This window comes from Pseudomonas sp. TNT2022 ID642 (genome assembly GCF_028656995.1).
Taxonomy (GTDB): Bacteria; Pseudomonadota; Gammaproteobacteria; order Pseudomonadales; family Pseudomonadaceae; genus Aquipseudomonas.
Window position 1 is genome coordinate 87,769 of the sequence record NZ_JAMDGW010000021.1, and the last position, 16,461, is coordinate 104,229.

A 16,461-nucleotide genomic window follows, 5' to 3' on the forward strand; every position below is an offset into this window, starting at 1 on the left:
GAAACGAACGAAGGCGACCCAAGGGTCGCCTTCGTGCTTTCTGTCGTTGTCAAACCTTGGCGGTGACGACCATTTTTTTCGCGTGTGCCAAGGACTCTTTGGTCAGATCGATGCCGCCGAGCATGCGCGCCACTTCTTCTATACGGTCGTTCTTGCTCAGTTTGGAGACGGCGGTGTGAGTCGCCTCTTCACCGCGCACCTTGTGCACGAACAGATGCTGATGACCCTGCGCTGCCACTTGTGGCAAGTGCGTCACGGTCAACACCTGGCCGCGATCCCCGAGGCGGCGCAACAGTTGGCCGACAATTTCAGCCGTCGGGCCACCGATGCCAACGTCCACTTCGTCGAATACCAGTGTCGGAACACGGGATGTCTGTGCGGTGATCACCTGAATCGCCAGACTGATCCGTGACAGCTCACCGCCGGAAGCGACTTTTGCCAGTGCCTTCAGCGGCTGGCCCGGGTTGGCGCTGACCAGCAATTCAACCTGTTCCAGCCCGTTGGGCAGCAACTCGTCGCTGCTGTTGGCCTTCAATTCGATAGTGAAGCGACCACCCGGCATGCCCAGTCGTTGAATCTCCTGCTCAACCGCGCTGGCGAGACTGCCGGCAGCCTGATGCCGCAAATCGCTCAGTTCCCGTGCCTTCTCTTGATAGTGGCGGGCGTAGGAGGCCAGTTCTTCACCCAAGCGTTCGATGGATTCGTCATTGGCGTTGAGGGTTTCGATTTCATCGAGCAACTTCTGCTGCATCTCACCCACTTCGGTCGGCTGGATCCGGTGCTTGCGCGCCAGGGTGTAGATCGCGTCGAGGCGTTCTTCCAGATATTGCAGGCGTGCCGGATCGGCATCGAAGTTATCGAGGAAGCGATTGAGTTCGCCAACGGCCTCTTCGACCTGGATCTGCGCACTGGTCAGCAGGCTGCTGGCTTCGCCCAGTGCGCCGACGGAGTTATTCACGCTCGACAGACGATTGAGGCTGGCGGTCAGCGCGTTCAGCACATTGCCGGAATCGCTCTCGCTGCATTGCTCGACCACTTGCCGGCAAATGCCCAGCAGCGTCTCGGCGTTGGTCAGGTTTTTGTGTTCCTGCTCCAGTTGCTCCAGTTCGTTGTCACCGAGGCCGAGGTTTTCCAGCTCTTCGAGCTGATAGCTCAGCAATTGATGGCGTGCGCGTTGTTCGTCGCCGGAGTTGGAGAGGCGTTCCAGTTCCTGGCGAGTCTGTCGCCAGCGCTGGGCGGCGAGCTGAACCTGGCGGGCCAGATCGGTAGCGCCGGCGTACTCGTCCAGCAACCGACGATGGGTATCGGTTTTCAGCAGGGACTGGTGTTCATGCTGGCTGTGGATATCGATCAACAATTCGCCCAGCGACTTGAGGTCACCGAGTGGGCAAGGGGTGCCATTGATGTAGCCGCGCGAACGACCCTCCGATGTGATCACCCGGCGCAGAATGCACGGGCCGTCAGACTCCAGATCGCGCTCGGCCAGCCAGGCGCTGGCTTCAGGGATGTCGGCCAGATCGAAGGTCGCAAGGATATCGGCCTTGTCGGCGCCGGGACGGACCACGCCGCTGTCGGCGCGATCGCCGAGGGTCAGGCCCAGTGCGTCGAGCATGATCGACTTGCCGGCGCCGGTTTCGCCCGTGATCACGCTCATCCCGCGATCGAGTTCGAGATCGAGATGTTCAACGATGGCGTAGTTATGTACGGACAGGTGCACCAGCATAAAGGCCGCTCCCAGGCTTTAGGTCTGGTTATTTATACAGTGTTTTGTTTCAGGCTGACAATGCCCTCCCTTAGGTCGATTTGCTTGAACTGCAAATCTGCTTAGCGCATCGAGGAATGACAATGCGGCACTTTTTTGTAGGGTTAATGCTTGAAGGCCCTTGAAGCCTGATTTTGCGGCCCCATATATCGGGGCAGAAGCGCGAGTCAGGCTCGCGGACGAAATTGAAAGGAGAATTCTATGGCTGACGAACAGACAGTAGATACGCAAAACCCAGAAGCCAATCAGGCGCCCGAAGGTTCGGGTGATGACCTGGCGACCCGTGTACAAGTGCTCGAAGAGCAATTGGCCGCCGCGCAGGATCAGTCTCTGCGTGTTGCTGCCGATCTGCAGAACGTCCGTCGCCGTGCCGAACAGGACGTCGAGAAGGCGCACAAGTTTGCCCTCGAAAAATTTGCCGGCGACCTGCTGCCGATCGTCGACAGCCTGGAGCGCGGCCTCGAGCTGTCGAATCCGGACGACGAAAGCATCCGCCCGATGCGCGAAGGGATCGAGCTGACGCTGAAAATGTTCCACGACACCCTCAAGCGTTATCAGCTGGAAGCGATCGATCCGCATGGCGAACCGTTCAACGCCGTTCAGCATCAAGCGATGGCCATGCAAGAAAGCGCCGACGTAGAACCGAACAGCGTTCTGAAGGTGTTCCAGAAGGGCTACCAGCTCAACGGTCGCCTGCTGCGTCCGGCCATGGTTGTGGTCAGCAAGGCGCCTGCGCCAATTTCGCCTTCGATTGACGAGAAGGCTTGAAATTAGCCGCAAGGCCCCCATTTAGAAGTCAAGCGTTTAAGTATTACCGCAGTCAGCCACCACTGCTGCGGCAAAAAAATCCAAAGTTTCGGGAGAGTTAACATGGGCAAAATTATCGGTATCGACCTGGGGACCACCAACTCCTGCGTCTCCGTGCTGGAAAACGGCAAAGCAAAAGTTATTGAAAACGCTGAAGGCGCGCGTACCACGCCGTCGATCATCGCTTACGCCAACGATGGCGAAATTCTGGTAGGTCAGTCGGCCAAGCGTCAGGCTGTGACCAACCCGCACAACACCCTGTACGCAGTAAAGCGTCTGATCGGTCGTCGTTTCGACGAAGAAGTTGTGCAGAAAGACATCCAGATGGTCCCTTACAAGATCGTCAAGGCTGACAACAACGACGCCTGGGTTGAAGTGAACGGCCAGAAAATGGCACCGCCACAAATCTCGGCTGAAATCCTGAAAAAGATGAAGAAGACCGCCGAAGACTACCTCGGCGAGACCGTGACCGAAGCGGTGATCACCGTTCCGGCCTACTTCAACGACAGCCAGCGTCAGGCGACCAAAGACGCCGGCCGCATCGCCGGTCTGGACGTAAAGCGTATCATCAACGAACCAACCGCAGCCGCTCTGGCTTACGGTATGGACAAGGCCAAGGGCGATCACACCGTGATCGTTTATGACCTGGGTGGCGGTACTTTCGACGTTTCCGTGATCGAGATCGCTGAAGTTGATGGCGAGCACCAGTTCGAAGTTCTGGCCACCAACGGTGACACGTTCCTCGGCGGTGAAGACTTCGACATTCGTCTGATCGACTACCTCGTCGACGAATTCAAGAAAGAAAGCGGCATGAACCTCAAAGGTGATCCGCTGGCCATGCAGCGCCTGAAAGAAGCCGCTGAGAAAGCCAAGATCGAGCTGTCGTCCGCTCAGTCGACCGACGTCAACCTGCCGTACATTACTGCAGACGCGACCGGTCCTAAGCACCTGAACGTGAAGATCTCGCGTGCCAAGCTCGAAGCACTGGTTGAAGACCTGGTTCAGCGCACCATCGAACCTTGCCGCATCGCCATGAAAGACGCAGGTCTGGACGTTGGCGCGATCAACGACGTGATCCTGGTCGGTGGTCAGACTCGTATGCCGCTGGTGCAGAAGCTGGTAACTGATTTCTTCGGTAAAGAAGCACGTAAAGACGTTAACCCGGACGAAGCTGTTGCCATGGGTGCTGCGATTCAGGGCGCTGTTCTGGCCGGTGACGTGAAAGACGTTCTGCTGCTCGACGTCAGCCCGCTGACCCTGGGTATCGAAACTATGGGTGGCGTGATGACCGCGCTGATCGAGAAAAACACCACGATTCCTACCAAGAAATCGCAAGTGTTCTCGACTGCCGACGACAACCAGGGCGCTGTGACCATTCACGTGCTGCAGGGCGAGCGTAAGCAAGCCACTCAGAACAAGTCCCTGGGCAAGTTCGACCTGGCCGACATTCCACCAGCTCCACGTGGTGTGCCGCAGATCGAAGTGACCTTCGACATCGACGCTAACGGCATTCTGCACGTTGGTGCGAAAGACAAGGCGACCGGCAAGACTCAGTCGATCGTGATCAAGGCCAACTCCGGTCTGTCCGACGAAGAAATCGAGCGCATGGTGCGTGACGCCGAAGCCAACGCTGAGGAAGACCGCAAGTTCGAAGAGCTGGCCGCTGCCCGTAACCAGGGCGACGCACTGGTTCACTCGACGCGCAAAATGATTGCTGACGCGGGCGACAAAGTCACCGCCGAAGAGAAGACTGCGATCGAAGCCGCTGTGGTTGCTCTGGAAGCTGCTGTCAAAGGCGACGACAAGGCCGCTATCGAAGCGAAGGTTGAAGAGCTGTCGAAAGTCTCCGCTCCGGTTGCTCAGAAGATGTACGCCGAACAGGCTCAGCCAGCTGATGGCGCAGCCCCGCAAGGCGAATCGGCTGAGAAGGCTGACGACGTTGTCGATGCAGAGTTCGAAGAAGTCAAAGACCACAAGTAAGTTGTTGGTCGGCCGGTTGACTGCCTTTAGGCAGTGACTGGTAGGATGTCGCCGCGCGGGAGCTAGCTCCCGCGTTGGCGTATCTGGAATACGCGAATTTTTACAGCATGCGACAAGCCTCGCGTGTTGGCGGTATGGCCGGGAATGCTCCTGCTTTTCGTGCCGAAAGTACCGCAAGAAACAAAGACCAGGATCGTTGAATTGACGTGAGTTGGGTCCGGGCCTGTATTGGGGCTCAACGAGTTTGGCCATCCTCAGGAGGGGTTTGCCGAACGTCCTCAAGAGTGCAGAAGACTTATGGCAAAGCGTGACTATTACGAAGTGTTGGGTGTTGAGCGCGGCTCAAGCGATGCGGACCTGAAGAAGGCTTACCGTCGTCTGGCGATGAAGCACCACCCGGACCGTAATCCCGATGACAAAGCGTCGGAAGAAATGTTCAAAGAGGCCAATGAGGCCTACGAAGTGCTGTCCGACTCAAGCAAGCGTGCGGCGTACGATCAGTACGGCCATGCTGGCGTCGACCCGAGCATGGGTGGCGGTGGCGCCGGTTTCGGCGGTCAGAACTTCTCGGACATCTTTGGTGATGTCTTCAGTGATTTCTTCGGTGGCGGTCGCGGCGGTTCCCGTGGCGGCGCTCAGCGTGGCAGCGACTTGCGCTACACCTTGGAGCTGAATCTGGAAGAAGCGGTGCGCGGCACGTCGGTGAATATCCGCGTTCCGACACTGGTCAACTGCAAGCCGTGCGATGGTTCCGGCGCGAAGAAAGGCTCGTCGCCATCGACGTGCCCGACCTGCGGTGGCATCGGTCAGGTGCGTATGCAGCAAGGCTTCTTCTCGGTGCAGCAAACCTGCCCGCGTTGCCATGGCCAGGGCAAGATCATTTCCGATCCGTGCGACTCCTGCCACGGTGACGGTCGCGTTGAAGAGTACAAAACCCTGTCGGTCAAAGTGCCGGCTGGTGTCGATACCGGCGACCGCATTCGTCTGTCCGGCGAAGGCGAGGCGGGCACGCAGGGTGGCCCGACGGGCGACCTGTATGTGGTCATCAATGTCCGCGAGCACGACATTTTCCAGCGCGATGGCAAGCATCTGTTCTGCGAAGTGCCGATCAGCTTCGTCGATGCGGCGCTGGGCGGCGAGCTGGAAATTCCGACCCTCGACGGTCGCGTCAAACTGAAAATCCCTGAGGGTACTCAGACCGGCAAGCAGTTCCGCGTACGCGGTAAAGGCGTGGCGCCGGTGCGTGGCGGTGGTGCGGGCGACTTGATGTGCCGTGTGGCAGTCGAGACTCCGGTCAACCTGAACCGTCGTCAGCGCGAATTGCTGGAAGAATTCCGCAGCTCGCTGGCCGACGACAATAGCCACTCGCCGAAAACCACCGGTTGGTTCGACGGTGTGAAGCGCTTCTTCGGCGATCTGTAAGGAGTCGGCATGCGACGTATAGCTGTGATGGGCGCTGCTGGGCGCATGGGTAAAATTCTGGTCGAGGCCGTGCAGCAGCGCGCGCCGCTGACCGGTTTGACCGCCGCTGTGGTTCGTCCTGGCAGCACGCTGATCGGCGTCGATGCCGGTGAGCTGGCGTCGCTGGGTCGCATCGGCGTGCCGTTGTCCGGGCATATCGAGGCTGTGGCTGAAGAGTTCGATGTATTGATCGACTTCACCCTGCCGGAAGTGATGCTGAAAAACCTCGCGTTCTGCCGCAAGGCCGGCAAGGCGATGGTCATCGGCACCACCGGTCTGGACGCTGCGCAGAAGCAGTTGCTGGTCGAGGCGGGCAAGGATATTCCGATCGTGTTTGCGGCCAACTTCAGTGTCGGCGTCAATCTGTCGCTGAAATTGCTGGATATGGCGGCGCGCGTGCTGGGTGATGATGCCGATATCGAAATCATTGAAGCGCATCACCGTCACAAGATCGATGCGCCGTCGGGTACGGCGTTGCGCATGGGTGAAGTGATCGCCAGTGCGCTGGATCGCGATTTGCAGAAAGTCGCGGTCTACGGTCGCGAGGGGCACACCGGCGCCCGTGAGCGTGAAACCATTGGTTTTGCAACCGTGCGCGGCGGTGATGTGGTGGGTGATCACACCGTGCTATTTGCCTGCGAAGGTGAGCGTCTGGAGATCACGCACAAGGCGTCGAGTCGCATGACGTTTGCCAAGGGCGCGGTGCGTGCCGCGTTGTGGCTGGACGGTCGCGAGCCGGGTCTGTACGACATGCAAGACGTGCTCGACCTGCGTTGATTCATTGCTGAACCCGGCGCAAACGCCCTGTTTGCGCTGGTTTTTCTCCGCTTGGCGACGACCTGTCGCATTCTCCGGCCTTTTAGGCTCTTTAGCGGTGGACCAAAAAAGCCTTTTTCTGTAAGCTACAGCTTTAGTGTGTCCACTAAAAGCGCGCAGAATAATTCAGTGAAGAAGCGGGGTGACGTGTCCATACGTCACTCCGCTTTTTTACAACCTGCGATCGCCCTTTCATGCGTTATTTACGGGAGGTCTTCTTGACTAAGCCAGCCATACTTGCCCTTGCTGATGGCAGCATTTTTCGCGGCGAAGCCATTGGTGCCGACGGTCAAACCGTTGGTGAGGTGGTGTTCAACACCGCAATGACCGGCTATCAGGAAATCCTTACCGATCCTTCCTACGCCCAACAGATCGTTACCCTGACTTACCCGCACATCGGCAACACCGGCACCACGCCGGAAGACGCCGAGTCCGACCGCGTCTGGTCCGCTGGCCTGGTCATCCGTGACCTGCCGCTGGTAGCGAGCAACTGGCGTAACACGATGTCCCTGTCCGACTACCTGAAAGCCAACAATGTTGTGGCAATCGCCGGTATCGATACCCGTCGCCTGACCCGCATCCTGCGTGAAAAAGGCGCACAGAACGGCTGCATCATGGCCGGCGACAACATCTCCGAAGAAGCGGCCATCGCCGCGGCGCAAGGCTTCCCGGGCCTGAAGGGCATGGATCTGGCGAAAGTCGTCAGCACCAAGACCCAATACGAATGGCGCTCGACTGTCTGGGATCTGAAGACCGACAGCCACGCGACCATCGAAGCTTCCGAGCTGCCGTACCACGTGGTTGCCTACGACTACGGCGTCAAGGTCAACATCCTGCGCATGCTGGTCGAGCGCGGCTGCCGCGTCACCGTGGTGCCTGCCCAGACTCCAGCCGCTGATGTGCTGGCACTGAAGCCGGACGGCGTGTTCCTGTCCAACGGCCCTGGTGATCCGGAGCCATGCGACTACGCGATCAAGGCGATCAAGGAAGTCCTGGAAACCGAAATTCCGGTATTCGGCATCTGCCTCGGTCACCAACTGCTGGCACTGGCCTCCGGCGCCAAGACCCTGAAAATGGGCCACGGCCACCACGGTGCCAACCACCCGGTGCAGGATCTGGACACTGGCGTCGTAATGATCACCAGCCAGAACCACGGTTTCGCGGTAGACGAAGAAACCCTGCCAGCCAACGTGCGTGCGATCCACAAATCGCTGTTCGACGGCACCCTGCAAGGCATCGAGCGCACCGACAAGAGCGCGTTCAGCTTCCAGGGCCACCCTGAAGCGAGCCCGGGCCCGAACGATGTCGCGCCACTGTTCGACCGCTTCATCAACGAGATGGCCAAGCGACGCTAAGCGTTCGCCTTGAGACTGTAGAGAGAAGCCCTCGAGGGCGGCCCCGACACCGGCGGCCCCCTCGGGACTTCAGAAATCGATCAAGACGGCTTGCCGACTGACCTGCGGATTTGAGTGACAAACCCATGCCAAAACGTACAGACATTAAAAGCATCCTGATTCTCGGCGCTGGCCCGATCGTTATCGGCCAGGCCTGCGAATTCGACTACTCCGGCGCCCAGGCCTGCAAAGCCCTGCGCGAAGAGGGTTACCGCGTCATCCTGGTGAACTCCAACCCGGCCACCATCATGACCGACCCGGACATGGCCGACGCGACCTACATCGAGCCGATCAAGTGGCAGACCGTTGCCAAGATCATCGAAAAAGAGCGTCCGGACGCGGTGCTGCCAACCATGGGCGGCCAGACGGCTCTGAACTGCGCCCTGGACCTGGAGCGCGAAGGCGTTCTGGAGAAGTTCGGCGTAGAAATGATCGGCGCCAACGCCGACACCATCGACAAGGCTGAAGACCGTTCGCGTTTCGACAAGGCGATGAAATCCATCGGCCTGGCGTGCCCGCGTTCCGGTATCGCCCACAGCATGGAAGAAGCCAACGCGGTTCTCGAAACCCTGGGCTTCCCGTGCATCATCCGTCCGTCCTTCACCATGGGCGGCACCGGTGGCGGTATCGCTTACAACCGTGAAGAGTTCGAAGAAATCTGCGCCCGTGGTCTGGACCTGTCGCCGACCAAAGAGCTGCTGATCGACGAATCGCTGATCGGCTGGAAAGAATATGAGATGGAAGTTGTCCGCGACAAAAAGGACAACTGCATCATCGTCTGCTCGATCGAAAACTTCGACCCGATGGGCGTGCACACCGGTGACTCGATCACCGTGGCTCCTGCGCAGACCCTGACCGACAAGGAATACCAGATCCTGCGTAACGCCTCGCTGGCGGTACTGCGCGAGATCGGCGTCGAGACTGGCGGTTCCAACGTTCAATTCGGTATCTGCCCGAACACTGGCCGCATGGTCGTGATCGAAATGAACCCGCGCGTATCGCGTTCCTCGGCACTGGCTTCGAAAGCCACTGGTTTCCCGATCGCCAAAGTCGCCGCCAAACTGGCTGTGGGTTACACCCTCGACGAACTCTCGAACGACATCACCGGCGGCAAGACCCCGGCGTCCTTCGAACCGTCGATCGACTACGTCGTCACCAAGCTGCCACGTTTCGCCTTCGAGAAATTCGCCAAGGCCGACGCGCGCCTGACCACGCAAATGAAGTCGGTTGGTGAAGTCATGGCCATCGGCCGGACCTTCCAGGAATCCCTGCAGAAAGCCCTGCGCGGTCTGGAAGTGGGCGTTTGCGGTCTGGACGAGAAGCTCGACCTGAGCAATCCGGAAAGCATGAGCGTGCTCAAGCGCGAACTGACCGTGCCGGGCGCCGAGCGTATCTGGTACGTGGCTGACGCTTTCCGCGCCGGCCTGTCGGTCGAAGACATCTTCGGCATGAACATGATCGATCCGTGGTTCCTGGTGCAGATCGAAGATCTGATCAAGGAAGAAGAGAAGGTCAAGACCCTCGGTCTGTCCGCTATCGACCGCGACCTGATGTTCAAGCTCAAGCGCAAAGGCTTCTCCGATCAGCGTCTGGCCAAGCTGCTGGGCGTGACCGAGAAAAACCTGCGTACGCACCGTCAGAAGCTCGAAGTGTTCCCGGTCTACAAGCGCGTTGACACCTGCGCCGCCGAGTTCGCCACTGACACCGCTTACCTCTACTCGACGTACGAGGAAGAGTGTGAAGCCGCGCCGTCGGGCCGCGACAAAATCATGATTCTGGGTGGCGGTCCGAACCGTATCGGCCAGGGCATCGAGTTCGACTACTGCTGCGTTCACGCTGCCCTCGCTCTGCGCGAAGACGGCTACGAAACCATCATGGTCAACTGCAACCCGGAAACCGTTTCCACCGACTACGACACTTCCGACCGTCTGTACTTCGAGCCGGTAACCCTGGAAGACGTATTGGAAATCTGCCGCGTCGAGAAGCCGAAAGGCGTGATCGTCCAGTACGGCGGCCAGACTCCGCTGAAACTGGCGCGTGCCCTGGAAGCTGCTGGCGTGCCGATCATCGGCACCAGCCCTGACGCCATCGACCGTGCGGAAGACCGTGAGCGCTTCCAGCAAATGGTTGAGCGCCTGAATCTGCGTCAGCCGCCTAACGCCACCGTGCGCAGCGAAGACGAAGCTGTTCGTGCTGCCGCGAAAATCGGTTATCCGCTGGTGGTGCGCCCGTCCTATGTACTGGGCGGCCGTGCGATGGAAATCGTTTACAAGGAAGACGAACTCAAGCGTTACCTGCGTGACGCGGTGCAAGTGTCCAACGACAGCCCGGTGCTGCTTGACCACTTCCTCAACTGCGCCATCGAGATGGACGTGGATGCGGTCTGTGACGGCAAAGACGTGGTGATCGGCGCGATCATGCAGCACATCGAACAGGCTGGTGTTCACTCCGGTGACTCCGCATGCTCGCTGCCGCCGTACTCGCTGCCGGCGCACATCCAGGACGAGATGCGCGAACAGGTCAAGAAAATGGCCCTGGAACTGGGCGTTGTCGGCCTGATGAACGTGCAGTTGGCTTTGCAGGGCGAAGACATCTACGTCATCGAAGTCAACCCGCGCGCTTCCCGTACCGTGCCGTTCGTGTCGAAGTGCATCGGTGTTTCCCTGGCCATGATCGCTGCCCGCGTGATGGCTGGTAAGACCCTGAAAGAAATCGGCTTCACCAAAGAAATCATCCCGAACTTCTACAGCGTGAAAGAGGCGGTGTTCCCGTTCGCCAAATTCCCTGGCGTTGACCCGATCCTCGGCCCAGAGATGAAGTCGACCGGTGAAGTGATGGGCGTCGGCGACACCTTCGGTGAAGCATTCGCCAAAGCGCAGATGGGCGCCAGCGAAGTGCTGCCGACCGGCGGTACTGCGTTCATCAGCGTGCGCGACGACGACAAGCCACTGGTTGCAGGCGTTGCCCGTGATCTGATCAACTTGGGCTTTGAAGTGGTTGCCACTGCCGGTACTGCCAAGCTGATCGAAGCCGCAGGCCTGAAAGTGCGCCGTGTGAACAAGGTGACCGAGGGCCGTCCACACGTGGTCGACATGATCAAGAATGACGAAGTCACCTTGATCATCAACACCACCGAAGGTCGTCAGTCGATCGCTGATTCGTACTCCATTCGTCGTAATGCCTTGCAGCACAAGATCTATTGCACCACCACCATTGCTGCTGGCGAAGCTATCTGTGAAGCGCTGAAGTTCGGTCCTGAAAAAACCGTGCGCCGCTTGCAGGATCTACACGCAGGATTGAAGGCATGATCAAATACCCAATGACCGTCCAGGGCGCTAAAGCCCTGGAAGAAGAACACGCTCACCTGACCAAGGTCGTCCGTCCGAAGCTTAGCCAGGACATCGGTACGGCCCGCGAGTTGGGTGACTTGAAGGAAAACGCTGAATACCATGCCGCCCGCGAACAGCAAGGCATGGTCGAGGCGCGGATTCGCGACATCGAAGGCCGGATTCAGAATCAGGTCATCATCGATGTCACGACCATCCCGCACACCGGCAAGGTGATTTTCGGTACCACCGTCGAAATCGCCAACGTCGAGACTGACGAAAGCGTCACTTACCACATCGTGGGTGAGGATGAGGCTGATTTCAAACTCGGCAAGATTTCGGTCGGCTCGCCTTTGGCCCGTGCCTTGATCGGCAAGGAAGAGGGCGATGTGGTCGCCGTGAAGACGCCGAGCGGCGTGATCGAGTACGAGATTGTCGAAGTCCGTCACATCTGAAAAAGGGCGCCCGCTGCACGCGGGCGCCATGCTTTGGCAGCTGACCCAAATGCTTTGGGTCGGCGGTCTATGGCTGATTCATCTCGGTTTGCAGCCGGCGCTGGGCAAGATTGGCCTGGCGCCACTGCTGATCGATGAGGTTGCCAGTGCATTCGAAGTGCTGGTGGTGGGGTTTGCCGCCGCATGCGTTATTTTTCAGGCTTTGGTGCTGGTACAGGCCGAGGGCCTTGCCAGTCTATGGCGGGATTTTCGCGGGCAGGTGCTGCTGATGGCGTTGTATGCGTGTGCGATGTTTGTCGCAGTACGTGTCGGCTGGCCGGATGCGCAGCGCTGGCAGGTGTTCAGTTATCTGGTTCTGGGGTTTTCCGGGCTGGTGCTGGTGATGCAGCCGGTGCCGGGATGGAGTGGCAGGGTGCGCGAAGCACACCCTTGACCCTTGTCATCACTTGAAGCGATGAACGTTCGACAGCTGCTTGTTGGCGCTGAAGTTCTTGCGGTAAACCAGTGCCATCTTGCCGATGACCTGTACCAGGTCCGCTTTGCCAACCTTGCACAGTTCTGCGATGTGCGCCAGGCGCGACTCGCGATCAAGGATGTTGAGCTTGATTTTGATCAGCTCGTGATCCGCCAAAGCGCGTTCAAGTTCGGCTAAGACACCTTCAGTCAAACCGTTGTCAGCCACCGTCAAAACTGGTTTGAGGTGGTGGCCAATGGATTTGTACTGTTTCTTCTGCTCTGGAGTGAGCGGCATAATCTGACCCTTTCGTCTGGATTCTGTAAAATGGCGGCCATTTTACCCGAGGGCTCGTGGATCCGCCCAATTAATCACGACCCTAATTATCGAGGTGCCCAATGGCGCGTTCCAAGACAAGCCTTGGTTGGCTGAAAAGACATGTTAATGACCCGTATGTGAAGCAGGCCCAGAAGGATGGCTACCGCTCGCGTGCGAGTTACAAGCTTCTGGAAGTCCAGGAGAAGTACAAGCTGATCCGTCCCGGCATGAGCGTTGTCGACCTGGGTGCAGCGCCCGGTGGCTGGTCGCAGGTCACCAGTCGGCTGATCGGTGGTCAGGGGCGCCTGATCGCTTCGGACATCCTGGAAATGGACAGTATTCCTGACGTCACCTTCATTCATGGAGACTTCACCGAGGACGAAGTGCTCGGGCGAATCCTTGAAGCTGTGGGTAATTCGCAGGTGGACCTTGTGATTTCCGATATGGCCCCCAATATGAGTGGTACGCCTGAAGTGGATATGCCGAAGGCCATGTTCCTTTGCGAGCTGGCACTTGATCTGGCGGAGCGGATTCTCAAGCCGGGTGGTAATTTCGTGATCAAGATTTTTCAGGGCGAAGGCTTTGATGTTTACCTGAAGGATGCCCGCAAGAAGTTCGACAAGATCCAGATGATCAAGCCGGACTCCTCTCGTGGCAGCTCTCGCGAGCAGTACATGCTGGCTTGGGGCTATCGCGGACGTAGCGAGTAATACGAGGTTTTTGTGCGGGGTGATAGGTTTTTAGTATTTCGCCCGGCTAGCATTAACGAATATTGTGTAGAAAGTGTTTCACAAAGGGTTACAGACGGCGCCTGCCAGAGCCGTAGGTAATGTAGTAAGTTAGGCCGGTGAATATCATGCGAAGCGCGCGCCAGTAGCGGAGCTTGCTTCAGAGGGTAGTTAATTGAACGATATGGCAAAGAATCTGATCCTGTGGTTGATCATCGCGGCTGTCCTGGTGACGGTGATGAACAACTTCTCCAGCCCTAACGAGCCGCAGACCCTCAACTATTCCGACTTCATCCAGCAGGTCAAGGATGGCAAGGTCGAGCGCGTAGCGGTTGATGGCTATGTAATCACCGGCAAACGCAATGATGGCGACAGCTTCAAGACCATTCGTCCGGCAATTCAGGACAATGGCCTGATTGGCGATCTGGTAGACAACCACGTTGTGGTTGAAGGCAAGCAGCCTGAACAGCAAAGCATCTGGACCCAGTTGCTGGTAGCCAGCTTCCCGATCCTGGTGATCATCGCGGTGTTCATGTTCTTCATGCGCCAGATGCAGGGCGGTGCCGGTGGCAAGGGCGGGCCGATGAGCTTCGGCAAGAGCAAGGCGCGCCTGCTTTCCGAAGATCAGGTGAAAACCACATTGGCTGACGTTGCCGGTTGCGACGAAGCCAAGGAAGAAGTCGGCGAACTGGTTGAATTCCTCCGTGATCCGGGCAAGTTCCAGCGCCTGGGCGGTCGCATTCCTCGCGGCGTTTTGATGGTCGGTCCTCCGGGTACCGGTAAAACCTTGCTGGCCAAGGCGATTGCCGGCGAAGCCAAGGTGCCTTTCTTCACTATTTCCGGTTCTGACTTCGTCGAAATGTTCGTCGGTGTCGGTGCCAGCCGTGTTCGTGACATGTTCGAGCAGGCCAAGAAGCACGCGCCGTGCATTATCTTCATCGACGAAATCGACGCCGTCGGTCGCCATCGTGGCGCCGGCATGGGTGGCGGTCACGACGAGCGCGAGCAGACTCTTAACCAGTTGCTGGTTGAGATGGACGGCTTCGAAATGAACGATGGCATCATTGTTATCGCTGCAACCAACCGTCCTGACGTACTTGACCCTGCGCTGCTGCGTCCCGGCCGTTTCGACCGTCAGGTTGTCGTTGGTCTGCCGGATATCCGTGGTCGCGAGCAGATCCTCAAGGTTCACATGCGCAAAGTGCCAATGGGTGACGACGTCGCTCCGGCCGTTATCGCGCGTGGTACTCCGGGCTTCTCCGGTGCTGACCTGGCTAACCTGGTCAACGAAGCGTCTTTGTTCGCTGCACGTAGCGGCAAGCGCATCGTCGAAATGAAAGAGTTCGAACTGGCAAAAGACAAGATCATGATGGGCGCCGAGCGCAAATCGATGGTCATGTCCGAGAAAGAGAAGCAGAACACCGCTTATCACGAAGCAGGCCACGCTATCGTTGGTCGCGTCGTGCCTGAGCATGATCCGGTCTACAAGGTGTCGATCATTCCGCGTGGTCGTGCGCTGGGTGTAACCATGTTCCTGCCGGAAGAAGATCGCTACAGCCTGTCCAAGCGCGCGCTGATCAGCCAGATCTGCTCGCTGTACGGCGGCCGTATTGCGGAAGAAATGACCCTGGGCTTCGACGGTGTCACCACCGGTGCATCCAACGACATCATGCGTGCCAGTCAGATTGCGCGGAACATGGTGACCAAGTGGGGTCTGTCGGAAAAACTCGGTCCGTTGATGTACGCCGAAGAAGAGGGTGAAGTGTTCCTTGGTCGCGGCGGTGGTGGTCAGGCTGCCAGCTTCTCCGGTGAGACAGCCAAGCTGATTGACTCCGAAGTACGCAGCATCATTGACCAGTGCTACGGCACGGCCAAGCAGATCCTCACGGATAACCGTGACAAGCTCGATGCAATGGCTGACGCTCTGATGAAGTACGAGACGATCGATGCCGAGCAAATCGACGACATCATGGCTGGTCGTACACCTCGCGAGCCTCGTGACTGGTCGGGTGGCACCGGTACGCCGCCGCCACCGGTGGTGCGCGACGAGCGTCCGGAAACACCGATTGGCGGTCCGGCTGCTGACGTTTAAGGTTTGAAATGACTTCTGTACAGTCCCTGACCCGGTTGCCTTGCGGCAACCGGGTTCTTGATTTGGCCCAGACGCATGTCATGGGTATTCTCAATGTAACTCCTGATTCTTTCTCCGATGGCGGCCAATACAGCCAGCTCGACGCGGCCTTGCGCCACGCTGCAGCCATGGTTGCTGCCGGTGCGACGCTGATCGATGTTGGTGGCGAATCAACTCGTCCTGGCGCGCGAGCAGTGTCCCCGCTCGAAGAGCTTGAACGTGTGGCGCCGATCGTCGAGCTGATCAATCGTGAGCTTGATGTGATCATTTCGGTGGATACCTCCACACCCGCCGTGATGCGCGAAACCGCGCGGTTAGGGGCCGGGTTGATCAACGATGTGCGTTCGCTGCAGCGCGATGGTGCGCTGGATGCGGCGGCGGCTACCGGTTTGCCGGTGTGCCTCATGCATATGCTCGGTGAGCCCGGAGACATGCAGGACAATCCGCATTATCAGGATGTCACGCGCGAAGTCGGTGATTTTCTCGCCGAGCGCATGGCGCAATGTGCGGCAGCCGGTATTCCTGCGGAGCGGATCATTCTCGACCCGGGTTTCGGTTTCGCCAAAACCCTGCAGCACAATCTAAGCTTGTTCAAACACATGGAGGCCCTGCATGCGTTGGGTCGGCCTCTGCTTGTTGGTGTTTCTCGAAAAAGCATGATTGGCCACGCCCTTAATCGTCCTGTGGGCGAGCGGCTGCACGGTGGATTGGCATTGGCGGCATTGGCATCGGTAAAAGGTGCGCGAATTTTGCGTGTCCATGACGTGGCGGAAACGGTAGACGTAGTGCGTATGATCGCAGCCGTGGAATCGGCCGAATAAGAATGATG

General features: G+C 58.4%; 13 protein-coding genes. 11 read left to right on the forward strand and 2 right to left on the reverse strand.

Annotated features, from left to right (window positions below):
• Positions 1 to 49: 49 nt before the first annotated feature.
• Entirely contained in the window at positions 50 to 1,723 is a 1,674-nt protein-coding gene (recN, locus tag M5G26_RS21875) for a DNA repair protein RecN (protein WP_134174507.1), read from the reverse strand.
• A gap of 240 nt (positions 1,724 to 1,963) precedes the next feature.
• Between recN and grpE the strand changes: the two genes are divergently transcribed.
• From grpE to M5G26_RS21915, 8 genes are all read left to right on the forward strand, one after another.
• Positions 1,964 to 2,530 carry a nucleotide exchange factor GrpE gene (gene grpE / locus M5G26_RS21880; RefSeq protein ID WP_007915219.1) on the forward strand — a complete coding sequence of 189 codons (567 nt, stop codon included), beginning with the start codon at positions 1,964 to 1,966 and terminating at the stop codon, positions 2,528 to 2,530.
• 102 nt (positions 2,531 to 2,632) lie between these two features.
• Positions 2,633 to 4,549 carry a molecular chaperone DnaK gene (gene dnaK, locus M5G26_RS21885; RefSeq protein ID WP_007915221.1) on the forward strand — a complete coding sequence of 639 codons (1,917 nt, stop codon included), beginning with the start codon at positions 2,633 to 2,635 and terminating at the stop codon, positions 4,547 to 4,549.
• Between the two features lie 297 nt (positions 4,550 to 4,846).
• Positions 4,847 to 5,971: a molecular chaperone DnaJ gene (gene dnaJ / locus M5G26_RS21890; protein WP_016986506.1), complete on the forward strand. Its 1,125-nt coding sequence runs from the start codon at positions 4,847 to 4,849 to the stop codon at positions 5,969 to 5,971.
• Between the two features lie 9 nt (positions 5,972 to 5,980).
• Positions 5,981 to 6,787 (forward strand): 4-hydroxy-tetrahydrodipicolinate reductase, encoded by an 807-nt coding sequence (gene dapB, locus M5G26_RS21895; protein WP_038357479.1) that lies wholly within the window; start codon positions 5,981 to 5,983, stop codon positions 6,785 to 6,787.
• A gap of 257 nt (positions 6,788 to 7,044) precedes the next feature.
• The gene (gene carA / locus M5G26_RS21900) at positions 7,045 to 8,181 is read left to right on the forward strand and encodes a glutamine-hydrolyzing carbamoyl-phosphate synthase small subunit (RefSeq protein WP_007953761.1); all 1,137 of its coding nucleotides are present in this window, start codon (positions 7,045 to 7,047) and stop codon (positions 8,179 to 8,181) included.
• 125 nt (positions 8,182 to 8,306) lie between these two features.
• On the forward strand, positions 8,307 to 11,528 hold the full coding sequence (carB, locus tag M5G26_RS21905) for a carbamoyl-phosphate synthase large subunit (protein WP_007915231.1): 3,222 nt from the start codon (positions 8,307 to 8,309) through the stop codon (positions 11,526 to 11,528).
• Positions 11,525 to 12,001 (forward strand): transcription elongation factor GreA, encoded by a 477-nt coding sequence (greA, locus tag M5G26_RS21910; protein WP_003221530.1) that lies wholly within the window; start codon positions 11,525 to 11,527, stop codon positions 11,999 to 12,001. Before carB ends, greA begins: the two co-directional genes overlap by 4 nt.
• A 28-nt stretch (positions 12,002 to 12,029) precedes the next feature.
• Complete coding sequence (locus tag M5G26_RS21915; RefSeq protein ID WP_095049710.1) at positions 12,030 to 12,434, forward strand: MFS transporter; 405 nt, start codon at positions 12,030 to 12,032, stop codon at positions 12,432 to 12,434.
• Between the two features lie 9 nt (positions 12,435 to 12,443).
• Here the strand turns inward: M5G26_RS21915 and M5G26_RS21920 are convergent, their stop codons facing one another.
• On the reverse strand, positions 12,444 to 12,752 hold the full coding sequence (locus M5G26_RS21920; protein ID WP_016771761.1) for a YhbY family RNA-binding protein: 309 nt from the start codon (positions 12,750 to 12,752) through the stop codon (positions 12,444 to 12,446).
• Positions 12,753 to 12,853: 101 nt separating this feature from the next.
• Here M5G26_RS21920 and rlmE point away from each other — a divergent pair, with 101 nt between their 5' ends.
• The 3 genes from rlmE to folP all read left to right on the forward strand — a co-directional run bounded on the left by rlmE (position 12,854) and on the right by folP (position 16,453).
• Complete coding sequence (gene rlmE / locus M5G26_RS21925; RefSeq protein WP_141127796.1) at positions 12,854 to 13,483, forward strand: 23S rRNA (uridine(2552)-2'-O)-methyltransferase RlmE; 630 nt, start codon at positions 12,854 to 12,856, stop codon at positions 13,481 to 13,483.
• A gap of 202 nt (positions 13,484 to 13,685) precedes the next feature.
• A complete protein-coding gene (gene ftsH / locus M5G26_RS21930; protein ID WP_016986501.1) occupies positions 13,686 to 15,593 on the forward strand; it encodes an ATP-dependent zinc metalloprotease FtsH in 1,908 nt (635 codons plus the stop codon).
• Positions 15,594 to 15,601: 8 nt separating this feature from the next.
• On the forward strand, positions 15,602 to 16,453 hold the full coding sequence (gene folP, locus M5G26_RS21935) for a dihydropteroate synthase (RefSeq protein ID WP_134174513.1): 852 nt from the start codon (positions 15,602 to 15,604) through the stop codon (positions 16,451 to 16,453).
• The last annotated feature ends 8 nt before the right edge of the window (positions 16,454 to 16,461 follow it).